The sequence below is a fragment of the Caldicoprobacter algeriensis genome (assembly GCF_023838525.1).
In the GTDB taxonomy this organism is placed as follows: Bacteria; Bacillota; Clostridia; order Caldicoprobacterales; family Caldicoprobacteraceae; genus Caldicoprobacter; species Caldicoprobacter algeriensis.
On record NZ_JAHUQD010000004.1, the window covers coordinates 127,752 to 153,868 of the forward strand.

The window sequence follows — 26,117 nt, forward strand, 5'->3', positions numbered from 1 at the left end:
CCATATCAGCGGTTACATAAAGCCAATTTACAGTAACAAGAATTACAGCAACAACAGATATCTCTTACATTATATACTATTTTCCTTTCCCGGGTAAATAAGGCTCTATTACTAGGATATTATCCTTCACATAGGCTATCTCGGGATAAGAAGGCTTTACGGCATCATCTTCAGGTGGTCTTGCAATGATTCCCCCAATCCTCACCTGGGTGGGCTGAAGGCTGAAAGCCACCACCACTGCATTGTGATTGCCCGTGGCACCGGCATGAGCCACCCCTCTCAATGTCCCCATGACCAGGATATTTCCACCAGCAATTATTTCTCCCCCCGGGTTGACATCCCCGATCACCACCACATTGCCCTCATAGTATATTCTCTGTCCATTTCGCACCGTACCTCTTACAAACCGCGTCATACCTTCTTCTATTCCGTCGAACGATTCAAAATGATCGGCGGAAGGAAGGCCAATATTCGCCATTTCAAACGTAATACTCCCCACTTCGATTTCCCGGGAAATTAAATCGACAATATTCTGCTGTTGCTGTGGCGTCAACCTCCTGCCAGTGAATATTAAATTTATCTGCGAATTCCCAAAAAAATGCTTGCTGCCCTTTATCTTTTTCTCAAGTTCACCCATGATTTGTTCTATATCGCTGTCAGCATTGATATAAACCTTCAAGCCTCCTTTTATCCCTTTGAATACCACCGGACTCTGGTTCATCTTCTACGTTCCTCCACAGCCTTAAATGTTACATCCTCCAATATTCGCCAAGCAAGCCAAAAATCCTGCAAAAAAATATAAAAATGTTTACTGTTTTAAGTGGTTTACCTCGTCTACCGTACTGAACTGGCTCTGCGTATTTTTCAATCTGTAATACTCCTCGATTATCCGCCGCGCCACTAATGCTGCATTGCTGGAAGTGCGCCCGTTAGGAATCATAACAACTATGGCAATCTCGGGATTTTCATAAGGGATATAAGCTCCAAACCAGGCTACATTTCTCATTTCTTGCTCAAGCCGCTTCTGTGGATCCTTATCAGCACCTGAAATTGTTTTAGTTTGCGCAGTCCCTGTTTTGCCAGCTACCATTATACTTGGGTCCATACCGGCAAAATAACTGACAGCCGTACCTGCTCCTCCTCCAGCAGATGACCTGTCATTTACCACTTTGTACATTCCCAGCCTTGCAGCCTCTAAATACTCAGGTTTTATATCCAGATCGTTTACCACCACCGGCTGTGTCTCGTGCAGCACATCGCCTTCCGGCGAAACTACCTTCTTGAAAACATGGGTCTCCAGCACCTTACCTCCATTGGCTATGGCAGCGATATACCTTGCTACTGCCAGAGGTGTTACCTGCACATCGGCTTGACCTATTCCGGTCCTCACAGTATCCTCTGGCATCCATCGTTTGTGCCATAACGCACCATATTTTATACTACTTGCAAGATTATCAAGCTTTTTGTTTTCATCTTTTCTTTTAAAGTAGCCCAGTTCATCCCGGAGAATTTTTTTTATCTCAGCAATCGATGTTTCATAAGGCAGGTCAGCCAGACGCTCCACGTGTTCTTTCTGGGTTTCAGGGTCTACTCCCTCGAAACACCCAGCCTTTTCCATAAAAGCCTTTATATTGGATACGATCATAGGTCTGCGGGTAATCGGCCTTTTTTCTGGCCCTCCTATCGAAGATTCCACATCCCCTATTTCCAGGCCAGTATGCCCTTCCAATCCAAATAAGCGCCCCCATTTATTTATTTTATCTATGCCCAATCGATCGGCCATTTCATAGAAATAATAGTCACACGAATGCTTCAAAGCATCTACAAAATTTTCATGACCATGTACTCCTGGCTTGGCCCAGCACCTAGGGCCACTGCCGCTGTATTTAGTATACCTATAAGCATCATATATCTGTTCATCTAGGCTAGTCTTACCTTCCATCAAAGCAGCAATTCCAATCATCATCTTTATAACTGACCCCGATGGGAACCTCTCCTGAAAAGCCACAGCCGTCAACGGTTTCCCCGGCGTGTTCAGAATCCTCTGGTATTCCTCGCTGGATATAGTAGGAATGAACAAATTCAAATCAAATGACGGGTAGCTAGCCATTGCTAGTATTTCGCCTGTATGCACATCCAGTACCACAGCTGCCCCTCTATTGGCATAAAGTGCCTGTTTGTCTCCCTCATAGGGTGGCAGACCCGCCGCCATCTTGTGTATCTCTTCGGCTAAAATGTCTTCCACTGCTTTTTGCAGGCGGCTATCAAGAGTGAGAACTACATCATTCCCATCCTCTGGTGGCGTCTCGCTCAATACCCTGACCACCTTGCCTGCGGAATTTACCTCCGCCCACAGCATGCCATGCTTGTCCCTGGTGTTAGCTGTAAGCCATTGCTCGGCATACTTCTCTATCCCCATCTTGCCAATGCGGTCAATCGACAAGTCGTAACCCGCTTCCCTCAAATCAATGCCTTTGCTCTTGTATTCCTCGATATCCTCACTGCTTATCCTGCCTACATATCCTATAATGTGTGCTGCTACATCGCCCATTGGATAGTAACGCCCCATCTCCACCGATATCTGCAGTCCCGGCAACTCGCTGGCATAGGTCTCAAGCTGGGCCACCGTTTTTTGGCTCACATCGGTGGCAATCCTTATGGGATTGGGTCGATACCTGTTTATGTAGATATCCAATCTAACAGAGATTATGTCCCTAGCCACATCATCGGACAAATCATCATCGATCTTAAACCTTTCCCTAAGATGTTTGAGCATATCAGCAGCCGGCAGGTCAACCTTTATGCCAGCATCAGACTTCCATCTTTCAAAATCCCTTTTCTGGTTCTCGGGAGATTTGCTCTCCCATATATAATATAGCCTTCCGTTTCCATCTATCTTTATGGGTATATTATCCATCAGACTTGTGGTGTCCCCGTTTTGTTTTATTATGCTAACAACCCTTTGAATCAAATCATTGAGCTGTTTATCCCCTGTGGGCATCCTCTGTTTATCCAGCTCCACCACAAACATCTGCTTGTTCATGGCCATAGGAATGCCGTTTCTATCCAAAATATTTCCCCTGCTGCCTCTAAGTGGAATTTCAACCGATTTTCGCTCCATGGACAGCGCATAGTAAGTTTCCCCTAGTTCTACCGTAAGATAGGCCAGCCTGACCAGAAGCATACTGAACCCCAATGTACATATCAACCCAAATAAAAAAAAGCGGTTTTTAAACCATTTAAGCATTCCTTGACCCCCTCTTCGCTACAGTTGGGCTCGTAATCAAGCAAAAATTCTCAGTAAATATTTTATCATGGTTCAAACAAACAAAAAAGAGGTAATATTTTACCCCTTTCAATCGAAATACCAGCGCCGGTTCATAAATTTATGTCTGTATAGCTTGTTCATATAGTAGTATATAATGGGCGTTACAATAACAGTATATATCATCTCTGGTAGTATGGTTCTTAGAAACAGCCAATTAAGGGAAACATCTACCCCTGCAAAATACATCCACAAAAAGGCAAACAGTCCTCGGAAAATGGTAGCTATACCTACAAAGAATACAGGAATCAGCAATTTGCCTGCAAAAACTTTTCCATAAACCAGGCCTACAAAGTATCCGATCAACATATACTGCAAAGCATAAAAACCTATATTTTGACCAAATAGAATATCCTGTAACAACCCCCCGCACAACCCTGCCACAGCTGATGTAGGATTGCCCGCCAGAAGGGCAAACGAAATCACAAGCACCATCAACGAATCCGGCCTAACGCCATATACTTCAATAAAAGGAAATAACGATGATTGAATGATCAAATTACCCAACAGGACACCAGCTATAACCCAAATCTTCATATCACTGCTATCTCCAACTCCATAAAAACAAATATTATGTTCTGCTTTTTTGTCTAAAATCACTCATCAGACCTTGCCTTAACTATCAGCACCTCTTCCAGACGCTGAAAATCAACTCCCGGCTTTATAACGGCAGTTTTGTAAAGGTCCTTTTTATAACGCACCACTTTTATAACTTCACCAATGTAAATTCCCTTGGGGAGAAAATCGCCCAGCCCCGATGTAATCACCTTATCTCCCTCGCTTACCTCTGAATCCAGCGGAAGATATACCATGCTGCAGGTGCCATCTTCTGCCCCAAAGGCATTGTTACCCTTCACTATACCATTGTCCCTGGTTCTCTCGACTATGCCACTTATCGAACTTTGAGCATCCACGATTGAGCGCACCTTTGCCCAGTTGGGCCCCACTTCTATAATGCGCCCGACCAGCCCGCGCTCGGTCACCACCGCCATATTTACCGCTATACCCTGGTTTTTACCCTTATCTATGGTGAACACGTTAAACCAGTTGCCAGGGTCCTTGCCCGTAACCCTAGCGCCTGTGACAACCAGTTCCTCTCTTTCCACGGCAAAATCCAGCAGCTTCTTCAAGCGCTGGTTTTGTTTCTCCAGCTCGTTCATCCTAAGCAGCTCCTTTTCCAGCTGCTCCACCCTTTCCTTGAGCTGTTCATAATTTTCTCTCAAATTACGCCTCTCTTTTATCTCCGCAATTGAGCCATGAATAAAAGATGCAGCCCTGTATATTGCTTTCTGAACAGGCGAAATGACCTCGCCCACAAGCCCTTCCAGAAAGCTCATGCTCCCCCGTGGTTGAGAAGTAAAAATAGCCAGGGCCAATAAAAAAAGAGAGACGGCCACTATAATGGCCAGCGAATGCCTTCGAAGAAATTGAAGCAAAACCATCACCATCCCATCTTTAAGCCAAATTCTTAGATGAGATGGTCACCCTTCTTAAAACCTCTAATTCTTCAAGTGCACGTCCAGTACCCACAGCTACACAGTCCAAAGGCGCCTCTGCAATATGAACTGGCATGCCGGTCTCCTGGGCTATGAGCTTATCGATACCATCGAGAAGAGCTCCTCCTCCGGTTAACATTATGCCCTTGTCCATAATATCAGCAGCCAGTTCAGGCGGAGTCTTCTCCAGCGTGAGCTTAATGGCCTCTACGATCTGGCTGACGGGCTCCTTCAAAGCCTCGAGAATCTCAGATGACGTAATCCTCAATGTCTTGGGCAGCCCGGTCACCAGGTCCCGACCTCTGACCTCCATGTCCTGCTCTTCCTCTTTAGGATATGCAGAACCTATAGTGATCTTTATCTCCTCGGCCGTCCGCTCGCCTATCATCAAATTGTATTCTTTTTTGATGTAGAATATAATGGCATCGTCCATCTTGTTGCCGCCTATCCTCAAAGACCTGCTGGTCACTATGCCGCCCAGCGAGATTACCGCTACCTCGCTGGTACCGCCGCCAATGTCCACCACCATGCTGCCTGTAGGCTCGTGCACCGGCAGCCCTGCACCTATGGCCGCAGCCATAGGCTCCTCAATCAGGTAAGCCTCACGGGCGCCCGCCTGCCTTGCCGCCTCATACACAGCCCTCTTCTCAACCTCAGTAACCCCTGACGGGACTGAAATGACTACCCTGGGGTGCACCACAAGAGGCCTCTTCATGGCCTTTCTTATGAAATACTTCAACATCTCCTGGGTGACATCAAAATCGGCTATAACGCCATCGCGCATGGGCTTTATGGCGACAATGTTACCCGGCGTTCTGCCAATCATCCTCTTGGCTTCTTCACCAACAGCCAGCACCTCTCTGGTATCGCTGCGAATGGCAACCACAGAGGGCTCACGGATGACTATTCCCTTTCCTCGAATATATACCAGGGTATTTGCAGTTCCCAGATCGATTCCCAAATCCCTGCTGAATATGTTCAACACTCCCATACCATCCATTTCTCCTTCCAAACACATCATTTTTTGATGACTAAATTAATTATTGCCAATAATTGCATTTTTGATAACTCTTGTTAAACAGCCTGCCCAGTAAACACCTCAACTCCGAATTCCTTGAGTATCATCCAAAGGCGATGTATGGGAAGTCCCACCACATTGTAGTAGCATCCCTCTATTCTTTTTATAAGAATACCACCAAGCCCCTGAATGCCGTACGCACCCGCCTTGTCCATGGGCTCTCCCGTTCGAATATATCCCTCAACTTCCTGGCGGGTGAGGGAAGCCATTTCAACCACCGTCTTCTCGTAAGCGGTCACACATTTACGGGCAGGTACCTCCATAACGGCCAGCCCTGTTATCACCTCATGGACCTGGCCCTGCAACTCCATGAGCATCCGAAATGCCTCATCCTCATCTTTGGGCTTGCCTAACACCTTATCGCCTTTAACCACAATGGTATCCGCACCTATTATCAGCGCACAACCCTGCACCCTTTTTGCAACGCTTTCAACTTTTTTAAGGGCTAACTCCACAACCAGTCTATGTGTAGGAAGATCATCAACCACTTTTTCCTCCTGATCACTGGGAATAACTTCAAATTTTAGCCCCATCTGTGTAAGCAGATCGCTCCTCCTGGGCGATGCAGAAGCCAGTATTATTCTCATCTGCTGCTTATTACCTCCTGCTGTTTAGAGAATTCTCGATTTGAGCCTAAATGATATATACCACGATGTACTTTATACATATCTTTAGGACTTAAAATAAAATATAAGCCCCAGCAATACGCCCAAGACAGTGCCGAAATTGACGGTAAAGGTAACCCCCAGCACCAGGTCTATTACCTCAAAATCAAGGACTATGGGATTATCCTCAGTACCAATTTGAAGGGACTCTGTAAACAGGGGTATATCGAAATATGCAGCCAAAATCCTTCCTGCCACGCTGCCGATTATAATACCTGCCAGCAAAAATAAAAACAGTATCCCGCCCCTTCTAGAGCTTCCCCTTCTCATCACCTGTAATTCCTCCTTTTTTAGGGCAGTCACTTCCTGTTCATTCTCATGATTAGTATAGCATCTTCTCAACCGAATACAAGATGTTTTATATAAAAAACTCCCCTTAACATGACAAATTTCTACTCTCAATTCAACCGCTCTTCTATTAAACTCGCCAGCCTCCTAGCATTGTCCTCTATCTCCTTCTGATCAGCCCCTTCAATCATGACCCTGATGAGAGGCTCTGTCCCCGATGGGCGGACGAGCACCCTGCCTGCTCCTTTGAACTTGGCTTCAATCCTCGATATCTCCTCCGCTATAATGGGGTCGTCCATATAGCTGTTCTTCTTCTCAGGGCTAACCTTTGCGTTCACCAACACCTGAGGAAATCTTTGCATTACCGAAGCCAGCTCAGACAGCCTACAGTTTTTCCTCTTTACCACCGACAGCAGCTGCAGCGCCGTTAGAATGCCATCCCCCGTGGTGCTGTGGTCCAAAAATATTATGTGGCCCGACTGTTCGCCCCCGATATTGTATCCGTTTTTAATCATTTCCTCCAGAACATACCTGTCCCCTACCCTGGTCTTTACAAAACCACACCCTGCCTTCTCAAGGGCAATATCAAAGCCTATGTTGCTCATAATGGTAGCCACCACCGTATTGCGCTTGAGCACGCCCCTTTCTTTCATATCGAGGGCGCAAACCACCATTATATGATCCCCGTCCACCAGCTCACCCTTCTCATCCACGGCGATCAGCCTGTCTGCATCCCCATCAAACGCCAACCCAACATCAGCCCCGGTCTCTACCACAAACCGCTGAAGTCCCTCGGGATGAGTGGAACCGCAATTACAATTTATGTTAACGCCGTTAGGATTATCATTGATAACTACCACTTCAGCACCCAATTGAGAGAAGACCATGGGCGCCACCTTGTAAGCAGCACCGTTGGCGCAATCCAAAGCCAGCTTCAAACCGCTCAAATCGACTTCTATGGTGCTCTTCAGAAAATTGACATAATCCTGTACCGCGTTAGGAATCGACACCTTTCTGCCTATCTCGCCTCCGATAGGTGAGGGGATATCAACCTGCTTTTGCCCTTTGATGATTGCCTCTATCTCATCTTCCAATTCGTCGGGAAGCTTGTATCCATTGCCATCAAAAAACTTGATGCCGTTGTACTCCATTGGATTGTGAGAAGCCGAGATGACCACGCCGGCGTCCACTCCGTAATACCTTGCAAGATAGGCCACTCCAGGGGTGGGTACGACGCCCGCCACCAGAGCTTCACCGCCTGCCGAGCAAATCCCGGCCACCAATGCCGCTTCCAGCATATCACCCGACAGCCTGGTATCTTTCCCAATCAAAATTTTAGGCCTCTTTTTGCCCTTTGATAACACATACGCCCCCGCCTGCCCCAGCTTGAATGCCAGGTGGCAGCTCAGATCCCTGTTGGCCACTCCTCTTACCCCATCTGTACCAAACATCCTTGCCATATCCATGACCCCCTGTCAGAAATTAAAGATAAACATCACTCAAACTCTTCCATTATATATCTCTGAGCCGATACCGAAGCAACAGCTCCATCTGCTGCAGCCGTTATAATCTGCCACAGAGGCTTTTGCCGCAGGTCGCCGGCTGCAAAAACCCCTGGTATATTGGTAGCCATAGTCTCATCGGTTATCACAAACCCGGCTTCGTTCATCTTCAGTTTACCTTGAATCAAAGCATTGTTTGGTTGTATCCCAATTGCTATAAACAATCCATCCACTTTCAGCTCTTTCTTCGAACCGTCTTTTACGTTTCGCACCAGCAGCCCTTCTACTCCTTTGTCGCCCAGTATTTCATCGACCACCGAATCCCACAGTATCTCAACTTTGGGATTTGCAAACAGCCTGTCCTGCAGTATCTTTGAAGCTCTTAGGGCGTTGCGCCTGTGTATAAGATATACCCTTGTAGCGTGCTGTGATAAAAAAAGCGCATCTTCCACCGCGGTATCGCCACCGCCCACCACCGCTACCAGCTTATCCTTGTAAAAGGCGCCATCGCAGGTGGCACAGTAGGACACCCCTCTGCCCCGGAACTCGTCCTCCTTGGGCAAGCCAAGCTTTTTGGGCTGCGCACCCATGCAGAGTATGAGCGCCTTGGCCTGATACTCCCCCTTGTCGGTCACCACCTTTTTAATTCTACTCTCCAGCTCAAGCTCTACTACCTCGTCATACAATATCTCCAGCCCAAACTTGCGGGCATGGGCTTCCATCTTCATGGCCAGGTCCGGACCGCTTATTGGTTCATCAAAGCCCGGGTAGTTTTCTACCAAATATGTAGTGGCCATCTGTCCACCTGAAAACATCTTCTCAAACAGCAGGGCATCCATCCCGCCTCTCTTGGCGTATAGCCCAGCAGTAAGGCCGGCCACGCCTCCCCCTACGATAATTATGTCTTTCAACATATTTTAAACCTCCTTTGAGCCTTGCGTAAAATGCGCGTATTTTCTTATTAAAATTTTACCCAAGTTAGCCCTCTCGAAAGTTTCTCAATTAAACAGGGTCTATCTATATTTATTTACGTCAAAAATCCAATTTTAGAGGCAGACATCAACATGATTATTATACCTCAAAATACATGGGAAGTGAACAATATTTATGAAAAGATGGATTAAGGATTGAATTCATACAATGAGAATAAAAAAGGACACAAAAAAAGAAGACCGCCAAGAGAACAATCTCTGGCGGTCTTTTTGTCTTCATCTCTTGGAGAACTGAGGCGCTCTTCGGGCACCCTTCAAGCCGTACTTCTTTCTCTCCTTCATTCGCGGGTCACGCGTTAAGAAGCCGGCTTTCTTAAGTACCGGTCGGAAGCCTTCATCCACTTTTAGCAATGCCCTGGAAATGCCATGCCTGATAGCGCCGGCCTGTCCGCTAAAGCCGCCTCCTTCAACCTTTGCGATGACGTCAAACTTGCCCAATGTGCCCGTCAACTCCAGTGGTTGCCTTACCATAATCCGCAGAGGTTCCATTCCAAAGTAATCATTGATATCGCGGTCATTGATAATGATTTTGCCTTCTCCTGGGATAAGCCGTACCCTAGCTACAGAGGTCTTTCTTCTACCCGTCCCATAATACTGTATGTTAGCCAACGCATATCTCTCCTTTCCCGACCTTCATTACAGTTCAAGTATTTCGGGCTGTTGAGCCTCATGTCTATGATTTGGCCCAGCGTATACCTTCAACTTTTTGAGCATCTTACGTCCCAATCTGTTGTGGGGCAACATCCCTTTCACTGCATGATATATTACAAACGTGGGCTTGGTCTCCAAAAGCTGCCTGTAAGGAATCTCTTTCAACCCTCCAGGGTACAGGGTATGATGGCGATAGAGCTTCTTATCAAGCTTTTTACCCGTCAGCTTGACTTTCTCAGCATTGATAACTATCACATAATCGCCAGTATCCACATGCGGAGTATAAATCGGCTTATGCTTACCCCTCAATATTTTGGCGATTTGAGACGCCAACCTGCCTAACGGCTTATCAGTTGCATCCACAACATACCATTTTCTCGTAATCTTATCCGGCTTAGCTACATAAGTCTTCATGGCCTTTCCTCCTATTCCGCTCGATTATCCAATCTACCAGTATGTCACCATACAAACCTCTAGTTAGTCAACCTGATTTGAGAAAAATCGTCTTTCACTTTTTGTCAGAATACTTCTCCTTCAAGCAACCAATTTATTAAAAACGCGCTATAAAATATAAGCCTACTATTACATTCATCTGCACTGCCCTACGGCAGATTTGCCAGCAGCGCAAAATACATATATTTAGCTTCATGCTCAATTATTTTTGATAAACATCCGGGGCTAATAGAGCACATTAAAACTAGACTATATTGTAATACAAGGCCTCCAGGCTGTCAAGGCCAAAAATCTCAATTCATTTTAAACAGACCTCAAAAATTTTCTAACAATTCAATCAACACCTTCAACTGCTCTAGCGTATCTATATAGGCATAACGTCCTCCATCATAGTCCCCTCGCTGTATCAAACTCATCCCGTTCTGCTCCAGCTTTTTTATTTTCCCATCCATGTCTTTTATGACAAAGGCTATGTGGTGTACACCCTCACCGTGCTTATCCAAAAACTCTCTCCACGTACTTGGATTTTCATCGGGCTCAATCAGCTCCAACTGCACCGACCCCATATCAAAAAACGCCAGCTTTGCCCGCGCCTGACTAGGCTGGCCGCAAAACTCAGTATGTGCCTCCTCATACCCGGCAGTCCAAAACCACTGAGGCTTTTCCACCCCGAAAAAGTCAGCATAAGCCTGCAAAACAGCTTCAATATCGCGAACAACGATCCCTATCTGGGTAATCACCCTATTCCCCAATATATTTTTATCCTTCATAAATTAATCTCTCCTCATTCAATCGGATTGTCAATAATATACCCTTTCAAGGCACAAGCCGTGAGCAGGTGCTGTTGGCCCCGCCTTGTCCCTGTCCCCCGACTCCAGGATGCACTTTATATCAGACTCCAGCATCCTGTGCCGCCCTATCTTTATAAAGGTTCCTACAAGAATGCGCACCATGTTGTACAAAAAGCCGTTCCCCTTAATATTGAAATAGAGATAACAAGGTGGTTCCCAAACCCAATAGGCCTCATATACCGTTCTCACGGTGTTTTTTACGCTGCTGTCGGCACTCTGAAAAGCCTTAAAATCGTGAGTACCTATGATATATTGAGTCGCAGCATTCATTGCATCCACGTCTAAAATGTCAGGGACGTGATAGTAATAATTCCTGGCTATGGCAGGTGCGTGTGGCCGCATGCATATTGAATACCTGTACTGCTTGGCCTTAGCCGAATACCTGGCATGAAATTCATGGGAGACCTCCTGCGACTCAAGCACGCGAATATCGGGGGGCAGTACCGAATTCAAGGCAAAGCTAAACCGCTCAGCAGGAATCCTCGAGGCTGTAAAAAAATTGGCCACCTGACCCCGTGCATGCACACCGCTATCTGTCCGTCCCGCACCTATAACCGTGATCTTTTCTCTGGTAAGCTTGTATAAAGCCTCCTCTACCACCTGTTGAATCGATAAGGCATTTTTCTGCCTTTGCCAACCAGCGTAGTTGGTACCGTCATACTCCAGCACGACTTTTATGTTTCTCATGCTTTCATACTCCCGCATCCTGGTTGTGTAGCGTTCCGATGTTCTCTGAAATTTATCTGAATCAATATATCTGATAAACATCTCCGAGTCAATAGCCCATTTGACAGCCACTTTAAGGCCATTACAGTACATAGCTCTCCAGGAGTATACCCGCAACCAGCAGCAGCGTCACCACCACCGCCAGGTAATCCCTTCTAGCCGCCTTGAGTACCTTCATGCGTGTGCGGTTTTCGCCGCCACGATAGCAACGCGATTCCATAGCCATGGCCAATTCATCAGCCCTTCTAAAAGCGCTTATGAACAACGGCACCAAGAGCGGCACCAGAGCCTTGGCCCTTTGAAACAGGTTACCGCTCTCGAAATCGGCCCCCCTCGCCATTTGTGCCTTCATTATCTTATCGGTCTCCTCCATCAAGGTAGGAATAAAACGCAGAGCAATTGTCATCATCATGGCCAGCTCATGAGCCGGGAATCGAATAACCTGAAGCGGCTGAAGCAGACGTTCAATACCATCGGTTAGAGATATGGGTGAAGTAGTTAAAGTAAGCAGCGAGGTCCCAACGACCAGCAGCACCAACCGCAGGGCCATAAAGATGCCTTGATTTAACCCTTCCTGGGTAATTTTAAGGGCCCAAACCTGAAACAGCACCTTATTGCCTGGGGTAAAAAAGACGTTTATGAAAAACGTCAAAACTATTATGAACAGCAGGGGTTTAAGCCCCCTCAAGATGTATCGAATTGGAACCCCTGAAAGCCATACCGCAAGCGCTATATATGCGAAAATCAGCGCATATCCCACATAGGTTTTAGCAAAAAATATTATCACGATAAAGACAAAGGTCAATACTATCTTAACCCGTGGATCAAGCTTATGTATGATGGACTGGCCAGGGAAAAATTGCCCTATGGTAATATCTTTAATCATCTTTTCTTCCCCCTCACCCTCTCCAATATGACCTTCACAGCTTGCTCCACGGTATAAATGTTGTCAGGTACATCCATCCCTTTGGCTTTTAAGCCCCTCATCACATGCGTTATTTGGGGAATCCCCAGCCCCATAGCATGAAGCTCATCCACGTGGGAAAATACCTCTTCTGGTTTGCCCATCAAAGCTATTCTGCCCCTGTTCATCACTATAATCCTATCAACCAACCTGGCGATATCCTCCATGCTGTGCGAAACCAGGATGATGGTCATGCCGCGCTGTACGTGGAGATTCTTTACCTGGCTCAGAATCTCGTCCCTTCCCCTGGGGTCCAAACCGGCAGTAGGCTCATCTAAGATGAGTACTCTGGGTTCCATTGCGAGAACTCCCGCAATGGCGACCCTCCTTCTCTGTCCTCCACTGATCTCAAAGGGTGAACGGTCCTTTATGGCCTCAAAGTCTAAGCCCACCAGGGCCATGGCCTCTCTTACTCTTCTCTCTACTTCGTCCTCGGGCAAGTTCAAGTTTCTAGGCCCAAAGGCAATATCCTGGTACACCGTTTCCTCAAACAGCTGATGCTCGGGATACTGGAATACCAGGCCCACATGCTGCCTGAGCCTCTTGGGCACTTTGCTGTTGCTTGTAATCTCAATGTCATCCACTACTATTCTGCCACTGGTTGGCTTTAAAAGCCCGTTGAGGTGCTGTACCAGTGTAGATTTCCCCGAACCGGTATGACCAATAAGACCTACAAACTCCCCATCCTGAATCTCAAAGCTCACGTCATCCAGAGCCAACGATTCAAAAGGGCTGCCCGGCATGTATACATGTGTTAGATGTTCAACTACAATCGGCATATAGCATCCACCATCTCTTCCACTTTTAAAACGTTCAGGGGAACATCCAGCCCTTCGGCCCTGAGCCTGTAAGCCAGCTCGGTCACCTGTGGCACGTCCAGCCCTATCTCCTTCAAAACCTCAACCTGGGAGAATACCTGCCGCGGCGTCCCTTGAAGCACTATCTTGCCGTGTTCCATTACGATAATCCTGTCGGCATCAACTGCTTCTTCCATATAATGCGTTATATGGACAACCGTGATCCCTTCATGCTTGTTTAAATACTTTACCGTCTCCATCACTTCACGCCGTCCCACAGGGTCTAGCATGGCGGTAGGCTCATCCAGCACGATTATTTCAGGCTTCATGGCGAGGATGCCGGCTATGGCAACCCTTTGCTTCTGGCCTCCGGAGAGATAGTGCGGAGCCGCCTGGGCATACTCCTGCATGCCTACAACCTTGAGAGCCTCGGCCACTCTCTTCTGTATCTCTTCGGGGGTCAGGCCCAGGTTTTCTGGGCCAAAGGCCACATCCTCCTCCACTATTGTGGCCACCAGCTGGTTATCGGGATTTTGGAAGACCATGCCCGCTGTTTGTCGTATCTCCCACACCTTATCCTCGTCCCTGGTATCCATTCCCTTTATCCAGACCACGCCGCCGCTGGGACGCAGCAGCGCATTGAGATGTTTGGCTAGCGTGGATTTTCCAGAGCCGTTGTGTCCGATGATTGCAACAAACTCCCCCTTTTGGATGTCAAGGGTCACCCCATTTAGAGCTGCAATCTCCTCACCCTCAAAACTCAAGTACTCAAATTGTACATCCTGTAACCTAATGATAGGTTCCATAGCTCTCTCCTTGAAGATTTTAACTTTCATTTATAAAAATTATGGATTAAGTGTAACACTTAATCCACTGCCAAAATCAATCTACCAACTCTATGAGAACCTGTTCAGCGCCATCCCCTCTTCTTGGGCCCAGCTTGATAATTCTAGTATAACCTCCGGCACAGTTCTTCTCCTGATTCCTGGCCCTGTATTTAGGCCCGTATTCATTAAACAACTTCTCTATAAGAGGATGTTTTATCTCTCTCATGCGCTGTTTGTATTCCTTCTTGGTCTCCTCACGGCTCTTGGGCTCGCGCAAATCATAAAGGAAAGCCATCATCTTTCTTCTAGCGTTCAATTTAGAAGGAGCATCATTGGTAACTTCTATAGTAACGGTCTGACCCTTTTCGTTGTTGACCTCTTTCTGTACCTTTACCGTCTTATCATACTCTTCCACAGCAAGGTGGATTAATTTTTCAGCAATACGACGCACTTCCTTGGCTCTTGCTTCTGTGGTAACTATCTTTCCATGCCACAGCAGAGCCGAAACCTGATTTCTAAGCAGTGCACGCCTTTGGTCGCTGGGCTTGCCCAGTTTTCTCTGTTTGGCCATATTATCGCCTCCTTTTTACATGGTGTTTACATTCTTGCAGGTCATTCTTCTTTCTTTTTCAGGCTCAATCCCAAAGCTTTTAACTTCTGTTGTACTTCCTCAAGAGATTTCTTGCCCAGGTTCCTGACCTTCATCATGTCCTCTTCCGTCCTCTGGATAAGCTCCTCCACCGTGTTGATTCCGGCACGCTTTAGGCAGTTGTAAGAGCGAACAGAAAGGTCAAGCTCTTCTATGGTCATCTCAAGCACTTTTTCCTTCTTATCCTCTTCTTTTTCTACCATTATCTCAACGTTGTTTACATGGTCAGTTAAATTGACAAACAAAGCTAAATGTTCGCTCAATATCTTGGCAGCCAGGCTGGTTGCCTCGTCGGGCTTTATGGTGCCGTTTGTCCAAACCTCCAGCGTCAGCTTATCATAGTCGGTGACCTGTCCTACACGGGTATCCTCCACCGTAAAATTTACTTTTCTGATGGGAGTAAATATCGAGTCAATGGGAATGATGCCAATGGGCTGACCCGGCTTTTTATTCTTCTCTGCCGGCACATAGCCCCTGCCCTTCTCGACGTTCATCTCCATATAGAGCTTTCCATCTTCATTCAAGGTAGCTATATGCAGGTCAGGATTTACAATCTCCACATCGGCATCGGTAATGATATCACCCGCTTTAACTTCGCAAGGCCCCTGAGCATTTATGGTCAAAACCCTCGGCTCGTTAGTCTCCATCTTTATACACAGCTCTTTCAGATTGAGGATTATCTCAACCAGGTCCTCCTTCACGCCCGGTATTGTGGAAAACTCATGGAGCACGCCGTCTACTTTGATGGAAGTAACAGCGGCCCCTGGCAACGAAGACAGCAACACCCTTCGTAAGGAATTGCCAAGAGTGATGCCAAACCCTCTTTCCAGGGGTTCCACCACGAACTTGCCGTAGCGATTGTCTTCGCTCATTTCCACAATCTCTATTCTCGGCTTCTCAATTTCAATCATTCAAATAAACCCTCCTCATCACATTGTTGAACTACACCTATCCGAGGGCGAGACGCTTTTCAGCCTGTGACAAATCATCACTTGGAGTACAGCTCGACGATCAGATGCTCCTGAACAGGCACATCAATATCCTGGCGTGTAGGCAATGCAGTCACTGTTCCCTCCAACTTGTCAAAATCAACAGATAACCACGGAACTATATTTCCAGCCGGTCCTTGCTCGCGTAGAACCTTGAAATGCTCCATTTTAGCCGCGCTCTTTTCAGCAACGGCAATTACATCTCCCACATTTACAAGATAGGAAGGAATGTTTACCCTCTTGCCGTTTACGGTAAAGTGCCCATGACGAACCAGCTGACGGGCCTGTGCACGGGAGCTTGCAAACCCCATGCGATATACCACGTTGTCCAGCCTTCTCTCCAGTATCTGCAGGAGGTTTTCGCCGGTTACTCCTTTCATGCGCTCAGCCATCTCGAAATACCTTTCAAACTGCCTCTCAAGTATGCCATATATCCTCTTGACCTTCTGCTTTTCACGCAGCTGAATTCCGTATTCCGAAAGCTTTTTCCTATTCCTCCCGTGTTGTCCCGGAGGGAAAGGCCTTCTTTCAAAAGCGCATTTGTCGGTATAGCAGCGGCTTCCCTTTAAATATAGCTTCATGCCCTCGCGCCTGCAAAGCCGGCATACAGATCCTGTATATTTAGCCATTCACTTAACACCTCCAAACATTTGTTTTTATACCCTTCTGCGTTTGGGTGGCCGGCAACCGTTGTGAGGTATAGGAGTAACATCCTTAATGAGGCTTACTTCAAGCCCCGCAGCCTGCAGCGAACGTATGGCAGCTTCTCGTCCCGCTCCAGGGCCTTTTACGTGTACCTCCACCGTCTTCAATCCATGTTCCATAGCAGCCTTAGCGGCTGATTCTGCTGCTAACTGCGCTGCGTAGGGAGTTCCTTTTTTCGTCCCACTGAAACCTACAGTACCAGCACTTGCCCACGTAATGGTATTCCCTGCACCATCAGTTATAGTCACAATAGTATTATTGAAAGTCGATTGAATATGGGCTATTCCCCGCTCTATATTCTTTCTCTCACGTCTCTTTTTGGTTTTACGTGCTTGCTTTGCCATTCCTCACACGCCTCCTTGCTGCTTCTTCTTCCTTGCACCAATACCCGGTCTCGGACCTTTTCTGGTACGTGCATTGGAACGCGTTCTCTGTCCGCGAACCGGCAAGCCTCTCCTGTGCCTTATTCCTCTATAGCAGCCAATTTCTATTAGTCTCTTTATGTTAAGGGCAACTTCCCTGCGAAGGTCACCTTCGACCTTTACGTTTTTGTCGATATAATCCCTTAACTTGGCTACTTCTTCTTCGGTTAAATCCTTTACCCTGGTATCGGGATTAACTCCAGTAGCAGCCAAAATCTCATTGGCTTTTGCTCTACCAATACCATAGATATATGTCAGAGCAATCTCCACCCTTTTGTCCCTGGGCAGATCAACACCGGCAATACGCGCCATTGTTACACCTCCGTACTCTTAATTATTCCATTTTTTTCATATTTCAAAACATTTAAAGATTAACCCTGTCTTTGTTTGTGTTTGGGATTCTCACAAATCACCCTTATTTTGCCTTTTCTCTTTATTATCTTGCATTTTTCGCATATGGCTTTAACCGATGGTCGCACTTTCATTGCTGTATCCCTCCTTTATTTAAGACGCCAAGTAATTCGGCCACGAGTGAGGTCATATGGCGATAGTTCGACCGTTACCCTGTCACCGGGCAAAATGCGTATGAAGTTCATGCGAAGTTTTCCCGACAGGTGGGCTAAAACCCTGTGACCGTTTTCCAGCTCCACCTGAAACATCGCATTAGGTAACGCTTCCACCACAGTGCCCTCAACCTCAATTACATCTTCCCTGGCCAAACAGCTCACCCTCCTATTGTTCATATCCCAACGCTTCCAAGCTCTTTCTGAGCTCGGCATCAAACACTTTTTTACCGCTTAAAATTTTTTCTCTCACATTATACACCACATGCGGCTTGGCTTCTAGATGCTTTATCTTTTTTTTCTTGGGTTTGTCTATTGACCTCGTTCTGCCATTTGCAATCCAAACATAGTTTTCGTCAATTCTACCTACGATCACAAAATGCCTGCCTTTGTCCCGCCCTGCTTTGGCCAACACCACTCTCCCTATATCAATATCATCATGCATTACATTCACCTGCTCCTTATTGAGTTAATATTTCGGGGTCTCCATCGGTGATAGCGATGGTGTGCTCATAGTGGGCTGACAGGCTGCCGTCCTGCGTCACGACGGTCCACCCGTCATCCAGTATAACCACCTGATCAGTCCCCTCATTGATCATAGGTTCGATAGCCAAAGTCATTCCGGGGCGTAGCCGCACGCCTTTACCCGGAGGACCATAATTGGGCACTTGAGGGTCCTCATGCATGTTCTGACCTATCCCATGCCCAACAAAGGCCTTAACCACCGAATAACCCTTTCCCTCTACAAAAGTTTGAATGGCGTGGGATATGTCAGAGAGGCGGTATCCTGGCCGGGCGTATTTCAATCCTTCGTAAAATGCTTCTTCCACAGCTTTGATCAATTGTAGGGCACGAGGATGCACGTTTCCAATAGCGTATGTCTTTGCTGCGTCACCATGATAGCCTTTGTACATTACTCCTATGTCTACGCTGACAATATCCCCATCCTGTAGCTGAACAGGACCAGGAATACCATGAATTACCTGATGGTTTATCGAAGTACATATGCTGGCCGGAAACCCGTGATATCCTTTAAACGAAGGAATAGCATTGTGGCGGTATATATATTCCTCCACCAGCCTATTCAGCTGAGCCGTTGTCATCCCTACCTCAATGCTCTTTGCCACCAGCTCATGGGCCCCCGCTACAATCTTTCCCGCTTCACGCATGATCTCAAGTTCTTTTTTAGATTTTATGATGATCATAGGGCAATCCCTACTTTAGGAAACCTCGGTAGTGCCTCATAAGCATCTGGGCTTCCAGCTGTTTAACCGTCTCAAGAGCCACGCCTACCACGATTAGGATGGCTGTTCCACCAAAGTACATCCTCATGTTAGCCGCTGCCGATGCCGCTATGGGAATTATAGCTACCACTACCAGGAACAACGACCCCACCAGAGTAATGCGGTTGGATATGCGCGCAAGATACTCAGCAGTAGGCTTGCCCGGCCTTATCCCCTGGACAAATCCGCCATACTGCCTTAAGTTGTTTGCAATCTCAATGGGGTTAAAGGTAATCTGTGTATAGAAGAAGGTAAAGAATATGATAAACAGCGCATACAGAACCCCGTAAAGAGCCGTTCCCTGATGAAATTGCTGATCAACCCATGAGCGGAAGGCATTCCCCGCTGGGAAAAATTGGGCTATGATTTGGGGCAACGACAATATAGAAACGGCAAATATTATTGGCAAAACACCCGCAGAGTTAACTTTTAAAGGAATATGGGTGCTTTGGCCACCGTATACCTTGCGCCCTACAACGCGCTTGGCGTACTGTACAGGTATTCTCCTTTCCCCAGAATCCACAAATATTACCGCAGCGATCATCAATACAGCGAATACCACAACTATTGGCAAGCTCCAGGGGCTCATAGTCTTGGCCACAAAAGCCAGCTGCCACAGCGATACCACTGCCACCGGAAGCCTAGATATTATGCTGGTGAATATAAGGAGAGATATCCCGTTGCCTATCCCCTTATCGGTGATCTGCTCACCCAGCCACATCAAAAAGGCTGTCCCAGCAGTCAAGGTCAAAGCTACAATGATATATCCCACAAAGTTTTTGTTTTGCAGAGCCTCTCCCGCAAGACCATAGGTGATACCGATAGCCTGTATAAAGGCTAGAATCACAGTGGCATAACGGGTGTACTGGGCGATTTTCTTTTGCCCCTCCTGGCCCTCCTTGGCCAGCTGTTCAAGCCTGGGGATAGCGACCGTAAGCAGCTGCATTATGATGGAGGCATTGATATATGGGGTTATACCCATGGCAAATATGGTGAAATTGGCAAACGCTCCACCAGAGATGATATCAAGTAGCCCCAGCAGAGTATTTCCCTCGACCAACTTTCTTATAAAGTTGCTGTCAATACCGGGAACCGGTATGAAGCTTCCCACTCTGTAAACTAGGAGCATGAGGAGCGTATAGATAATCTTTTTTCTCAAGTCGTCTATCCGCCAGGCATTCTTAAAAGTTTCAAACACTTTAAATCACCTCTACTTTACCTCCAACAGCTTCAATCTTCTGTTGGGCTGTTTTGCTGAACTTATGGGCCCTGACTATCAAGCTCTTGGTAAGCTCGCCATCACCTAAGATCTTAACCCCATCCTTGATCCTCTTTATCAAGCCTTTCTCCTTCAAAAGCTCGGGAGTGACCACTGTGCCAGGTTCAAATATCTCCAGCGCTCCCACATTTACCTCGCTGTATTCCTTGGCAAATATGTTGGTAAACCCTCGCTTGGGGATACGCCTGGTCAAAGGCATCTGTCCGCCTTCAAAACCTGGCCTAACCCCTCCGCCGCTTCTGGCTTTCTGTCCTTTATGTCCACGGCCAGCTGTCTTGCCATGTCCCGAACCGATCCCTCTACCTTTTCGCTTTGGCTCTTTGTTGCTGCCCTCTGGAGCTCTCAATTCATGCAGCTTCACCTGATACACCTCCCCATCTTACTCCTCTATCTCTTCAACTTCCACTAAATGCTTGACTTTCTCTATCATTCCACGAATAGTAGGGTTATCCTCGTGGATCTTTTGGCTTCTTATCTTCCTAAGGCCCAGAGCCCTAAGGGTTGCAATTTGATCATCACGGCAGCCAATAGTACTGCGCACCTGGGTTATTTTCAGTTTAGCCATCGCTTACTACCCCCTTAACCTAGTATCTCCTCCACAGACTTGCCACGGAGCCTGGCAATTTCCTCAGGAGTTCTCAACTTGGACAACCCTTCCATCACGGCATATGCCACGTTGATGGGATTGTTGGAGCCTATAGATTTTGTCAGAATATCGCGAATACCCGCCAGTTCCAGCACAGCACGCGCAGGGCCACCTGCTATAACTCCTGTACCTTCACGAGCAGGTATCATGATTACCTTGCCTGCACCAAACTCACCTATTACCTCGTGAGGAATGGTGGTATTGATGATGGGAACTTTAATCATGTTCTTCTTGGCCTTCTCAACAGCCTTCCTAATGGCATCAGGAATCTCGGCTGCTTTACCAAGGCCTATTCCCACATGTCCGTTTTCATCCCCCACAACCACAAGGGTGCTAAACCTAAAGTTTTTTCCGCCCTTAACAACCTTGGATACACGATTGATGCTCACAACCCGTTCTTTAAGATCTAATTTACTAGCATCTATCCGCTGCATGCATTACCCTCCTTTAAAACTCCAGTCCGGCTTCTCGCGCACCAGCCGCTACCTCTTGTACTCTTCCATGATATTTATAGCCTCCGCGGTCAAATACAACTTTTTTTATCCCTTTCTCCAGGGCTCGTTTGGCGACCAGTTCGCCAACCATTCTGGCAGCCTCTTTTTTAGTTTTGCCGACGATCTTGTCCCTCAACTCTGGATCAAGGGTGGAGGCTGATACCAGGGTATGCCCTATCTCATCGTTGATTATTTGCGCATAGGTGTGCTTCAGGCTTCTAAAAACATTCAGGCGTGGTCTCTCTGCGGTACCCTTGACTTTTTTTCTAATGCGCATATGCCGAACTTTCCTGGCCTCATTCCTGTCTACCTTTTTAATCACGCCGCGTCACTCCTTCCCCTATTATTTACCAGCCTTACCCTGTTTTTGTATTACTCTCTCGTTTTCATATCTTATGCCTTTACCCTTGTAGGGTTCAGGCGGCTTTATGCTCCTGACCCTCGCTGCCACTTCCCCTACCTTTTGCTTATCAATTCCTTTAACTATGATCTTGTTGGGAGCAGGTACTTCAAACTCAATACCGGGCTCCTCATTTATCTCAACTGGATGGGAGTATCCAACCGACAGCACCAGCTTCTTGCCCTGCTTTTGAGCCCTGTAACCTACCCCTACAATCTCCAGGCTTTTTTGATAGCCTTTGGTTACGCCTTCAATCATGTTTTGAATCAGGGTACGGCTCAATCCGTGCAGGGCTTTGTGGAATTTCTCGTCAGTTGGACGTTCCACCCTCACCATGTTTCCATCTACAATTACCTTCATGTCCCTATGAATGCGCTGGGTCAATTCACCCTTGGGCCCTTTTACAGTAACGTTGTTATTTGGGTCTACGCTGATCGTGACTCCAGAGGGAATGACTACAGGCCGTTTCCCTACTCTTGACATTTCAAAACACCTCCATTCCGTTAAAGTTACAGCAACTTACCAGATATAGCAGAGCACTTCTCCTCCCAATCCTTCCTTACGTGCCTGTTTATCGGTCATAATGCCTTTGGACGTAGAAATGATGGCAATGCCCAATCCGCCTAAAACTTTGGGAACCTGGTCCTTTTTCACGTATACCCTCAAACCGGGTTTGCTTATCCTCTTAAGTCCGGTAATAATCCTCTGCTTGTTAGGACCATACTTTAGAGTAATCCTAAGGATCCCCTGTTTGCCATCATCGATCTCGGTGAAATCCTTGATATACCCCTCTTCCAGCAGTATTCGAGCTATTGCCCTCTTAACGTTTGAAGCTGGTACTTCCACAGTCTCATGCTTGACTATCAAAGCATTTCGAATGCGTGTGAGCATATCAGCGATTGGATCTGTCACCATATTTCCTTACCTCCTTTCAGTCTCTCCTGCTTACCAGCTTGCCTTCTTAACGCCTGGTATTTGTCCTTTATGAGCCAACACCCTGAAACACAGGCGGCATACTCCAAACTTCCTCAAATACGCACGAGGCCGGCCACACAAACGGCAGCGGTTGTAAGCCCTTGTCGAGTACTTGGGTTTCCTCTGCTGCTTTACAATCAACGCTTTTCTGGCCACTCACTTTCCCTCCTTATCACTGTTTTGCAAATGGCATACCCAGCAACGCTAAAAGCTCTTTGGCCTCTTCGTCGGTCTTTGCAGTGGTAACTATTATAACGTCCATTCCCCTTATCTTCTCGACCTTATCGTAGTTTATCTCGGGGAATATGAGCTGCTCCTTTATTCCTAGAGCATAGTTACCACGGCCATCAAAGGATTTGGTCGAAACGCCTCTAAAGTCCCTTACACGAGGGAGCGCTATGTTGAACAACCTGTCCAGAAACTCATACATGCGGTCACCGCGCAGGGTGACTTTGGCTCCAATCTTCATGCCTGCTCTCACTTTAAAAGCCGCCACTGATTTTTTAGCTACTGTAGCAACCGGCCTTTGCCCCGTTATTGCTGCCAGCTCCTCCATAGCGCTTTCTAGGAACTTGGGATTTTCTTTGGCGTCTCCCACTCCCATGTTTATTACGACCTTCTCAAGTCGGGGTACCTCCATGATGTTTTTATACCCAAATTTTTCCATCATAGCTGGAACAACAGTTTTCTTATACAGCTCTTTCAATCGTGGCTCCACACCACTTCCCTCCCTTCAAAGACCTAGTCATTAAAAGTCTCACCGCATTTCTTACAAACCCGTACCTTGGTACCATCTTCCAGTATCTTGTGCCCAACCCGCGTCCTCTGGTTGCACTTGGTGCACACCAGCATAACCTTGCTGGCATATATGGGCGCTTCAATGCGAATTATTCCACCCGGCTGATTTATCCCTCGAGGTTTCTGATGGCGGGCAACTATATTGACCTTTTCCACAATCACCTTCCCCTGTTTAGGAAAGGCTGCAATTACCTTACCTCGCACATTCTTGTACTTTCCTGATATTACCTCAACCAGGTCGCCTTTTCGCACATGGAGCTTACTTCTACCTGCCAACTCAATACACCTCCTTTACAGTACCTCAGGAGCTAAAGATACTATCCTCATAAAATCCTTATCCCTCAGTTCTCTTGCAACAGGTCCGAAGATTCGGGTACCTACAGGCTGCTTTGCTTCATTGATGATCACCGCAGCGTTGTCGTCAAACTTGATATACGAACCATCGGGCCTTCTTATTCCCTTCTTTGTACGTACTATAACTGCCTTTACCACATCGCCCTTTTTAACAACGCCGCCAGGCGTAGCGCTCTTTACGGAAGCAACTATGATATCGCCTATATTGCCATACTTTTTGCTGGAACCGCCTAACACCCTGATGCACATGATCTCCTTCGCGCCGGTATTATCAGCCACTTTAAGGCGTGTTTGTTGCTGCACCATCTTCGTCCCCTCCTTCTTCGAGCGGCAATGGCTCTGCCATCTGAGCTCTCTCGAGTATCTGCACTACCCTCCACCGCTTCTCTTTACTGAGCGGTCGAGTCTCCATGATCATCACCTTATCGCCAACCCGGCATTCGTTATTTTCGTCGTGAGCCTTAAACTTCTTGGTGCGCTTTATTACTTTGCCGTACAGGTCGTGTCTCACCTTTCTTTCAACAGCCACAACAACAGTCTTATCCATCTTATCGCTTACCACCACACCTATACGGATCTTTCTTTTACCTCGAGTTTCCTGCGCCATACAGCCCCTCCTTTCTAAATTTTTTGTTACATCTCAGCAGCCTTTAGCTCTCTTTCGCGAAGGATGGTCTTAATACGGGCTATATCCCTTTTCACTTCGCGTATTCTCATCGGATTTTCCAGCTGTCCGGTGGCTAGCTGAAAGCGTAGATTAAACAGCTCGCTCTTCAGCTCGTTGAGCTTTTGATTTAGTTCCTCGTTGGTCATCTCTCTCCACTTGCTGGCCTTCATAATGCCTCACCACCTAACTCTTCTCTTTTAACGAACTTGCACTTGATAGGAAGCTTGTGGCTAGCCAAACGCAAGGCCTCGCGCGCAACATCCTCCGGTATTCCTGCGATTTCAAACATGACGCGCCCTGGCTTGACCACAGCTACCCAGTATTCGGGTGAACCCTTTCCGCTACCCATTCGGGTCTCAGCAGGCTTCTTTGTAACCGGCTTATGTGGGAAAATCTTAATCCATACCTTCCCGCCTCTTCTGATATACCGGGTAAGCGCAATACGCGCTGCCTCAATCTGATTGCTGGTAATCCAACCAGGCTCTAGAGCCTGCAGTCCGTATTCACCGTAAGTAACGGTATTACCCTTGGTGGCTTTTCCCTTCATCCTTCCACGCTGCTGTTTGCGATACTTTACTCTCTTAGGCATTAACATCGGTATTTCCCCCTTTTGCTTTTGGTAAGTCCCTGTTCTTGGCTTTTGGGAGAACGTCTCCTTTATAGATCCACACCTTCACGCCAATACGCCCATATGTGGTATGAGCCTCTGCAAATCCGTAATCGATATCCGCCCTCAATGTCTGAAGCGGTATGGTGCCCTCATGATATCCTTCGCTTCTTGCAATCTCTGCGCCGCCCAAACGACCAGATACCATGGTCTTTATCCCCTTGGCACCTGCTTTCATGGCCCGCGCAATGGCCTGCTTCATGGCACGCCTGTAAGAAATCCTCTTCTCAATCTGGGTAGCAATGTTTTCCGCCACCAGCTGGGCATCAAGCTCGGGCACCTTTATCTCGATGATGTTGATCATGACGCTTTTCTTTGTAAGCTTCTCCAGCTCGTTTTTCAGAACCTCGATGCCAGTGCCACCTTTACCTATAACAATTCCCGGCTTGGCGGTGTGGATGTTGATCCTGATCTTGTTGGCAGCCCTTTCAATCTGAATTCTGGAGATGCCGGCTGTATAAAGTTTATTTTTAATCAGCTCTCTTATCTTCACATCCTCTATCAGGGTATCGGCAAAATATTTTTTTGGGACAATCCACTTGGCGTCCCAATCCTTTATGATGCCAACCCTCAAACCATGGGGGTGTACTTTTTGGCCCACGAAATTATCC

At 47.1% G+C, this 26,117-nt stretch carries 40 protein-coding genes; all 40 read right to left on the reverse strand.

Features of this window, described 5'->3' with window-relative positions:
- Positions 1 to 76: 76 nt before the first annotated feature.
- The 40 genes from minC to rpsC all read right to left on the reverse strand — a co-directional run bounded on the left by minC (position 77) and on the right by rpsC (position 26,107).
- Entirely contained in the window at positions 77 to 721 is a 645-nt protein-coding gene (gene minC / locus KVG29_RS03810) for a septum site-determining protein MinC (RefSeq protein ID WP_252226680.1), read from the reverse strand.
- A gap of 87 nt (positions 722 to 808) precedes the next feature.
- A complete protein-coding gene (locus KVG29_RS03815; protein ID WP_252226682.1) occupies positions 809 to 3,247 on the reverse strand; it encodes a penicillin-binding transpeptidase domain-containing protein in 2,439 nt (812 codons plus the stop codon).
- A gap of 108 nt (positions 3,248 to 3,355) precedes the next feature.
- The gene (mreD, locus tag KVG29_RS03820) at positions 3,356 to 3,862 is read right to left on the reverse strand and encodes a rod shape-determining protein MreD (RefSeq protein WP_252226684.1); all 507 of its coding nucleotides are present in this window, start codon (positions 3,860 to 3,862) and stop codon (positions 3,356 to 3,358) included.
- A 59-nt stretch (positions 3,863 to 3,921) separates the two neighbouring features.
- Positions 3,922 to 4,761, reverse strand: a complete 840-nt coding sequence (gene mreC, locus KVG29_RS03825) for a rod shape-determining protein MreC (protein ID WP_252226685.1) — start codon at positions 4,759 to 4,761, stop codon at positions 3,922 to 3,924.
- A gap of 19 nt (positions 4,762 to 4,780) precedes the next feature.
- The gene (locus KVG29_RS03830) at positions 4,781 to 5,812 is read right to left on the reverse strand and encodes a rod shape-determining protein (protein WP_252226686.1); all 1,032 of its coding nucleotides are present in this window, start codon (positions 5,810 to 5,812) and stop codon (positions 4,781 to 4,783) included.
- Between the two features lie 83 nt (positions 5,813 to 5,895).
- Complete coding sequence (locus KVG29_RS03835; protein ID WP_252226688.1) at positions 5,896 to 6,486, reverse strand: Maf family protein; 591 nt, start codon at positions 6,484 to 6,486, stop codon at positions 5,896 to 5,898.
- An 84-nt stretch (positions 6,487 to 6,570) separates the two neighbouring features.
- Entirely contained in the window at positions 6,571 to 6,834 is a 264-nt protein-coding gene (locus tag KVG29_RS03840) for a DUF4321 domain-containing protein (protein ID WP_252226794.1), read from the reverse strand.
- Positions 6,835 to 6,962: 128 nt separating this feature from the next.
- Positions 6,963 to 8,312 carry a phosphoglucosamine mutase gene (glmM, locus tag KVG29_RS03845; RefSeq protein ID WP_252226690.1) on the reverse strand — a complete coding sequence of 450 codons (1,350 nt, stop codon included), beginning with the start codon at positions 8,310 to 8,312 and terminating at the stop codon, positions 6,963 to 6,965.
- A gap of 35 nt (positions 8,313 to 8,347) precedes the next feature.
- The gene (trxB, locus tag KVG29_RS03850) at positions 8,348 to 9,265 is read right to left on the reverse strand and encodes a thioredoxin-disulfide reductase (protein ID WP_252226796.1); all 918 of its coding nucleotides are present in this window, start codon (positions 9,263 to 9,265) and stop codon (positions 8,348 to 8,350) included.
- Positions 9,266 to 9,562: 297 nt separating this feature from the next.
- Positions 9,563 to 9,955 carry a 30S ribosomal protein S9 gene (rpsI, locus tag KVG29_RS03855; protein ID WP_252226692.1) on the reverse strand — a complete coding sequence of 131 codons (393 nt, stop codon included), beginning with the start codon at positions 9,953 to 9,955 and terminating at the stop codon, positions 9,563 to 9,565.
- A 27-nt stretch (positions 9,956 to 9,982) separates the two neighbouring features.
- The gene (gene rplM / locus KVG29_RS03860) at positions 9,983 to 10,411 is read right to left on the reverse strand and encodes a 50S ribosomal protein L13 (protein ID WP_252226693.1); all 429 of its coding nucleotides are present in this window, start codon (positions 10,409 to 10,411) and stop codon (positions 9,983 to 9,985) included.
- Between the two features lie 353 nt (positions 10,412 to 10,764).
- Entirely contained in the window at positions 10,765 to 11,220 is a 456-nt protein-coding gene (locus KVG29_RS03865) for a VOC family protein (protein ID WP_252226695.1), read from the reverse strand.
- 30 nt (positions 11,221 to 11,250) lie between these two features.
- Positions 11,251 to 11,988 carry a tRNA pseudouridine(38-40) synthase TruA gene (truA, locus tag KVG29_RS03870; protein WP_252226798.1) on the reverse strand — a complete coding sequence of 246 codons (738 nt, stop codon included), beginning with the start codon at positions 11,986 to 11,988 and terminating at the stop codon, positions 11,251 to 11,253.
- Positions 11,989 to 12,109: 121 nt separating this feature from the next.
- Complete coding sequence (locus tag KVG29_RS03875; protein ID WP_252226698.1) at positions 12,110 to 12,913, reverse strand: energy-coupling factor transporter transmembrane component T family protein; 804 nt, start codon at positions 12,911 to 12,913, stop codon at positions 12,110 to 12,112.
- A complete protein-coding gene (locus tag KVG29_RS03880; RefSeq protein ID WP_252226700.1) occupies positions 12,910 to 13,770 on the reverse strand; it encodes an energy-coupling factor transporter ATPase in 861 nt (286 codons plus the stop codon). The genes KVG29_RS03875 and KVG29_RS03880 overlap by 4 nt, the downstream gene beginning before the upstream one ends.
- Positions 13,758 to 14,594, reverse strand: a complete 837-nt coding sequence (locus KVG29_RS03885) for an energy-coupling factor transporter ATPase (protein WP_252226702.1) — start codon at positions 14,592 to 14,594, stop codon at positions 13,758 to 13,760. The genes KVG29_RS03880 and KVG29_RS03885 overlap by 13 nt, the downstream gene beginning before the upstream one ends.
- Before the next feature lie 76 nt (positions 14,595 to 14,670).
- Positions 14,671 to 15,186 carry a bL17 family ribosomal protein gene (locus KVG29_RS03890; protein WP_252226703.1) on the reverse strand — a complete coding sequence of 172 codons (516 nt, stop codon included), beginning with the start codon at positions 15,184 to 15,186 and terminating at the stop codon, positions 14,671 to 14,673.
- A gap of 41 nt (positions 15,187 to 15,227) precedes the next feature.
- A complete protein-coding gene (locus tag KVG29_RS03895) occupies positions 15,228 to 16,175 on the reverse strand; it encodes a DNA-directed RNA polymerase subunit alpha (protein ID WP_252226705.1) in 948 nt (315 codons plus the stop codon).
- A 77-nt stretch (positions 16,176 to 16,252) separates the two neighbouring features.
- Positions 16,253 to 16,882 carry a 30S ribosomal protein S4 gene (rpsD, locus tag KVG29_RS03900; RefSeq protein WP_252226706.1) on the reverse strand — a complete coding sequence of 210 codons (630 nt, stop codon included), beginning with the start codon at positions 16,880 to 16,882 and terminating at the stop codon, positions 16,253 to 16,255.
- 27 nt (positions 16,883 to 16,909) lie between these two features.
- Positions 16,910 to 17,302, reverse strand: a complete 393-nt coding sequence (rpsK, locus tag KVG29_RS03905) for a 30S ribosomal protein S11 (protein WP_252226708.1) — start codon at positions 17,300 to 17,302, stop codon at positions 16,910 to 16,912.
- Positions 17,303 to 17,305: 3 nt separating this feature from the next.
- On the reverse strand, positions 17,306 to 17,692 hold the full coding sequence (gene rpsM, locus KVG29_RS03910; RefSeq protein WP_252226710.1) for a 30S ribosomal protein S13: 387 nt from the start codon (positions 17,690 to 17,692) through the stop codon (positions 17,306 to 17,308).
- 59 nt (positions 17,693 to 17,751) lie between these two features.
- Positions 17,752 to 17,865, reverse strand: a complete 114-nt coding sequence (gene rpmJ / locus KVG29_RS03915) for a 50S ribosomal protein L36 (RefSeq protein ID WP_025748431.1) — start codon at positions 17,863 to 17,865, stop codon at positions 17,752 to 17,754.
- A gap of 15 nt (positions 17,866 to 17,880) precedes the next feature.
- Positions 17,881 to 18,099, reverse strand: a complete 219-nt coding sequence (gene infA, locus KVG29_RS03920; protein WP_025748432.1) for a translation initiation factor IF-1 — start codon at positions 18,097 to 18,099, stop codon at positions 17,881 to 17,883.
- Between the two features lie 13 nt (positions 18,100 to 18,112).
- A complete protein-coding gene (locus KVG29_RS03925; protein ID WP_252226712.1) occupies positions 18,113 to 18,388 on the reverse strand; it encodes a KOW domain-containing RNA-binding protein in 276 nt (91 codons plus the stop codon).
- A gap of 16 nt (positions 18,389 to 18,404) precedes the next feature.
- Positions 18,405 to 19,148: a type I methionyl aminopeptidase gene (gene map, locus KVG29_RS03930; protein ID WP_252226714.1), complete on the reverse strand. Its 744-nt coding sequence runs from the start codon at positions 19,146 to 19,148 to the stop codon at positions 18,405 to 18,407.
- A gap of 10 nt (positions 19,149 to 19,158) precedes the next feature.
- Positions 19,159 to 20,424, reverse strand: a complete 1,266-nt coding sequence (secY, locus tag KVG29_RS03935; protein WP_252226715.1) for a preprotein translocase subunit SecY — start codon at positions 20,422 to 20,424, stop codon at positions 19,159 to 19,161.
- A gap of 1 nt (position 20,425) precedes the next feature.
- A complete protein-coding gene (gene rplO / locus KVG29_RS03940) occupies positions 20,426 to 20,866 on the reverse strand; it encodes a 50S ribosomal protein L15 (protein ID WP_252226717.1) in 441 nt (146 codons plus the stop codon).
- 18 nt (positions 20,867 to 20,884) lie between these two features.
- Positions 20,885 to 21,070 carry a 50S ribosomal protein L30 gene (gene rpmD, locus KVG29_RS03945; protein ID WP_252226719.1) on the reverse strand — a complete coding sequence of 62 codons (186 nt, stop codon included), beginning with the start codon at positions 21,068 to 21,070 and terminating at the stop codon, positions 20,885 to 20,887.
- Between the two features lie 14 nt (positions 21,071 to 21,084).
- Positions 21,085 to 21,585, reverse strand: coding sequence for a 30S ribosomal protein S5 (gene rpsE, locus KVG29_RS03950; protein WP_252226721.1), 501 nt, complete (start codon positions 21,583 to 21,585; stop codon positions 21,085 to 21,087).
- 13 nt (positions 21,586 to 21,598) lie between these two features.
- A complete protein-coding gene (rplR, locus tag KVG29_RS03955) occupies positions 21,599 to 21,967 on the reverse strand; it encodes a 50S ribosomal protein L18 (RefSeq protein WP_252226722.1) in 369 nt (122 codons plus the stop codon).
- A gap of 21 nt (positions 21,968 to 21,988) precedes the next feature.
- Complete coding sequence (rplF, locus tag KVG29_RS03960; RefSeq protein WP_252226724.1) at positions 21,989 to 22,528, reverse strand: 50S ribosomal protein L6; 540 nt, start codon at positions 22,526 to 22,528, stop codon at positions 21,989 to 21,991.
- Between the two features lie 36 nt (positions 22,529 to 22,564).
- A complete protein-coding gene (gene rpsH, locus KVG29_RS03965) occupies positions 22,565 to 22,960 on the reverse strand; it encodes a 30S ribosomal protein S8 (RefSeq protein ID WP_252226726.1) in 396 nt (131 codons plus the stop codon).
- A gap of 30 nt (positions 22,961 to 22,990) precedes the next feature.
- Positions 22,991 to 23,176, reverse strand: a complete 186-nt coding sequence (locus KVG29_RS03970; protein WP_252226727.1) for a type Z 30S ribosomal protein S14 — start codon at positions 23,174 to 23,176, stop codon at positions 22,991 to 22,993.
- Positions 23,177 to 23,192: 16 nt separating this feature from the next.
- Complete coding sequence (gene rplE, locus KVG29_RS03975) at positions 23,193 to 23,738, reverse strand: 50S ribosomal protein L5 (RefSeq protein ID WP_338084613.1); 546 nt, start codon at positions 23,736 to 23,738, stop codon at positions 23,193 to 23,195.
- Positions 23,739 to 23,761: 23 nt separating this feature from the next.
- The gene (gene rplX / locus KVG29_RS03980) at positions 23,762 to 24,094 is read right to left on the reverse strand and encodes a 50S ribosomal protein L24 (protein WP_252226729.1); all 333 of its coding nucleotides are present in this window, start codon (positions 24,092 to 24,094) and stop codon (positions 23,762 to 23,764) included.
- Positions 24,095 to 24,109: 15 nt separating this feature from the next.
- Positions 24,110 to 24,478: a 50S ribosomal protein L14 gene (gene rplN / locus KVG29_RS03985; RefSeq protein WP_252226730.1), complete on the reverse strand. Its 369-nt coding sequence runs from the start codon at positions 24,476 to 24,478 to the stop codon at positions 24,110 to 24,112.
- Complete coding sequence (rpsQ, locus tag KVG29_RS03990) at positions 24,453 to 24,779, reverse strand: 30S ribosomal protein S17 (RefSeq protein WP_252226732.1); 327 nt, start codon at positions 24,777 to 24,779, stop codon at positions 24,453 to 24,455. The genes rplN and rpsQ overlap by 26 nt, the downstream gene beginning before the upstream one ends.
- Before the next feature lie 26 nt (positions 24,780 to 24,805).
- A complete protein-coding gene (gene rpmC, locus KVG29_RS03995; RefSeq protein ID WP_252226734.1) occupies positions 24,806 to 25,009 on the reverse strand; it encodes a 50S ribosomal protein L29 in 204 nt (67 codons plus the stop codon).
- On the reverse strand, positions 25,006 to 25,434 hold the full coding sequence (rplP, locus tag KVG29_RS04000; protein ID WP_252226737.1) for a 50S ribosomal protein L16: 429 nt from the start codon (positions 25,432 to 25,434) through the stop codon (positions 25,006 to 25,008). Before rplP ends, rpmC begins: the two co-directional genes overlap by 4 nt.
- Complete coding sequence (rpsC, locus tag KVG29_RS04005; protein ID WP_252226738.1) at positions 25,421 to 26,107, reverse strand: 30S ribosomal protein S3; 687 nt, start codon at positions 26,105 to 26,107, stop codon at positions 25,421 to 25,423. Before rpsC ends, rplP begins: the two co-directional genes overlap by 14 nt.
- Between the last annotated feature and the right edge of the window lie 10 nt (positions 26,108 to 26,117).

Coding starts and splice junctions, on each gene's coding strand:
- minC (WP_252226680.1), bottom strand. CDS start 721: ATGAACCAGAGTCCGGTGGTATTCAAAGGGATAAAAGGAGGCTTGAAG.
- KVG29_RS03815 (WP_252226682.1), bottom strand. CDS start 3,247: ATGCTTAAATGGTTTAAAAACCGCTTTTTTTTATTTGGGTTGATATGT.
- mreD (WP_252226684.1), bottom strand. CDS start 3,862: ATGAAGATTTGGGTTATAGCTGGTGTCCTGTTGGGTAATTTGATCATT.
- KVG29_RS03830 (WP_252226686.1), bottom strand. CDS start 5,812: ATGGGAGTGTTGAACATATTCAGCAGGGATTTGGGAATCGATCTGGGA.
- KVG29_RS03835 (WP_252226688.1), bottom strand. CDS start 6,486: ATGAGAATAATACTGGCTTCTGCATCGCCCAGGAGGAGCGATCTGCTT.
- KVG29_RS03840 (WP_252226794.1), bottom strand. CDS start 6,834: ATGAGAAGGGGAAGCTCTAGAAGGGGCGGGATACTGTTTTTATTTTTG.
- glmM (WP_252226690.1), bottom strand. CDS start 8,312: ATGGCAAGGATGTTTGGTACAGATGGGGTAAGAGGAGTGGCCAACAGG.
- rplM (WP_252226693.1), bottom strand. CDS start 10,411: ATGAAGACTTATGTAGCTAAGCCGGATAAGATTACGAGAAAATGGTAT.
- KVG29_RS03865 (WP_252226695.1), bottom strand. CDS start 11,220: ATGAAGGATAAAAATATATTGGGGAATAGGGTGATTACCCAGATAGGG.
- truA (WP_252226798.1), bottom strand. CDS start 11,988: ATGAGAAACATAAAAGTCGTGCTGGAGTATGACGGTACCAACTACGCT.
- KVG29_RS03875 (WP_252226698.1), bottom strand. CDS start 12,913: ATGATTAAAGATATTACCATAGGGCAATTTTTCCCTGGCCAGTCCATC.
- KVG29_RS03880 (WP_252226700.1), bottom strand. CDS start 13,770: ATGCCGATTGTAGTTGAACATCTAACACATGTATACATGCCGGGCAGC.
- KVG29_RS03885 (WP_252226702.1), bottom strand. CDS start 14,594: ATGGAACCTATCATTAGGTTACAGGATGTACAATTTGAGTACTTGAGT.
- KVG29_RS03890 (WP_252226703.1), bottom strand. CDS start 15,186: ATGGCCAAACAGAGAAAACTGGGCAAGCCCAGCGACCAAAGGCGTGCA.
- KVG29_RS03895 (WP_252226705.1), bottom strand. CDS start 16,175: ATGATTGAAATTGAGAAGCCGAGAATAGAGATTGTGGAAATGAGCGAA.
- rpsD (WP_252226706.1), bottom strand. CDS start 16,882: ATGGCTAAATATACAGGATCTGTATGCCGGCTTTGCAGGCGCGAGGGC.
- rpsK (WP_252226708.1), bottom strand. CDS start 17,302: ATGGCAAAGCAAGCACGTAAAACCAAAAAGAGACGTGAGAGAAAGAAT.
- rpsM (WP_252226710.1), bottom strand. CDS start 17,692: ATGGCGCGTATTGCCGGTGTTGATCTGCCCAGGGACAAAAGGGTGGAG.
- rpmJ (WP_025748431.1), bottom strand. CDS start 17,865: ATGAAAGTGCGACCATCGGTTAAAGCCATATGCGAAAAATGCAAGATA.
- KVG29_RS03925 (WP_252226712.1), bottom strand. CDS start 18,388: ATGCATGATGATATTGATATAGGGAGAGTGGTGTTGGCCAAAGCAGGG.
- map (WP_252226714.1), bottom strand. CDS start 19,148: ATGATCATCATAAAATCTAAAAAAGAACTTGAGATCATGCGTGAAGCG.
- rpmD (WP_252226719.1), bottom strand. CDS start 21,070: ATGGCTAAACTGAAAATAACCCAGGTGCGCAGTACTATTGGCTGCCGT.
- rpsE (WP_252226721.1), bottom strand. CDS start 21,585: ATGCAGCGGATAGATGCTAGTAAATTAGATCTTAAAGAACGGGTTGTG.
- rplF (WP_252226724.1), bottom strand. CDS start 22,528: ATGTCAAGAGTAGGGAAACGGCCTGTAGTCATTCCCTCTGGAGTCACG.
- rpsH (WP_252226726.1), bottom strand. CDS start 22,960: ATGGTGACAGATCCAATCGCTGATATGCTCACACGCATTCGAAATGCT.
- rplN (WP_252226730.1), bottom strand. CDS start 24,478: ATGGTGCAGCAACAAACACGCCTTAAAGTGGCTGATAATACCGGCGCG.
- rpsQ (WP_252226732.1), bottom strand. CDS start 24,779: ATGGCGCAGGAAACTCGAGGTAAAAGAAAGATCCGTATAGGTGTGGTG.
- rpmC (WP_252226734.1), bottom strand. CDS start 25,009: ATGAAGGCCAGCAAGTGGAGAGAGATGACCAACGAGGAACTAAATCAA.
- rplP (WP_252226737.1), bottom strand. CDS start 25,434: ATGTTAATGCCTAAGAGAGTAAAGTATCGCAAACAGCAGCGTGGAAGG.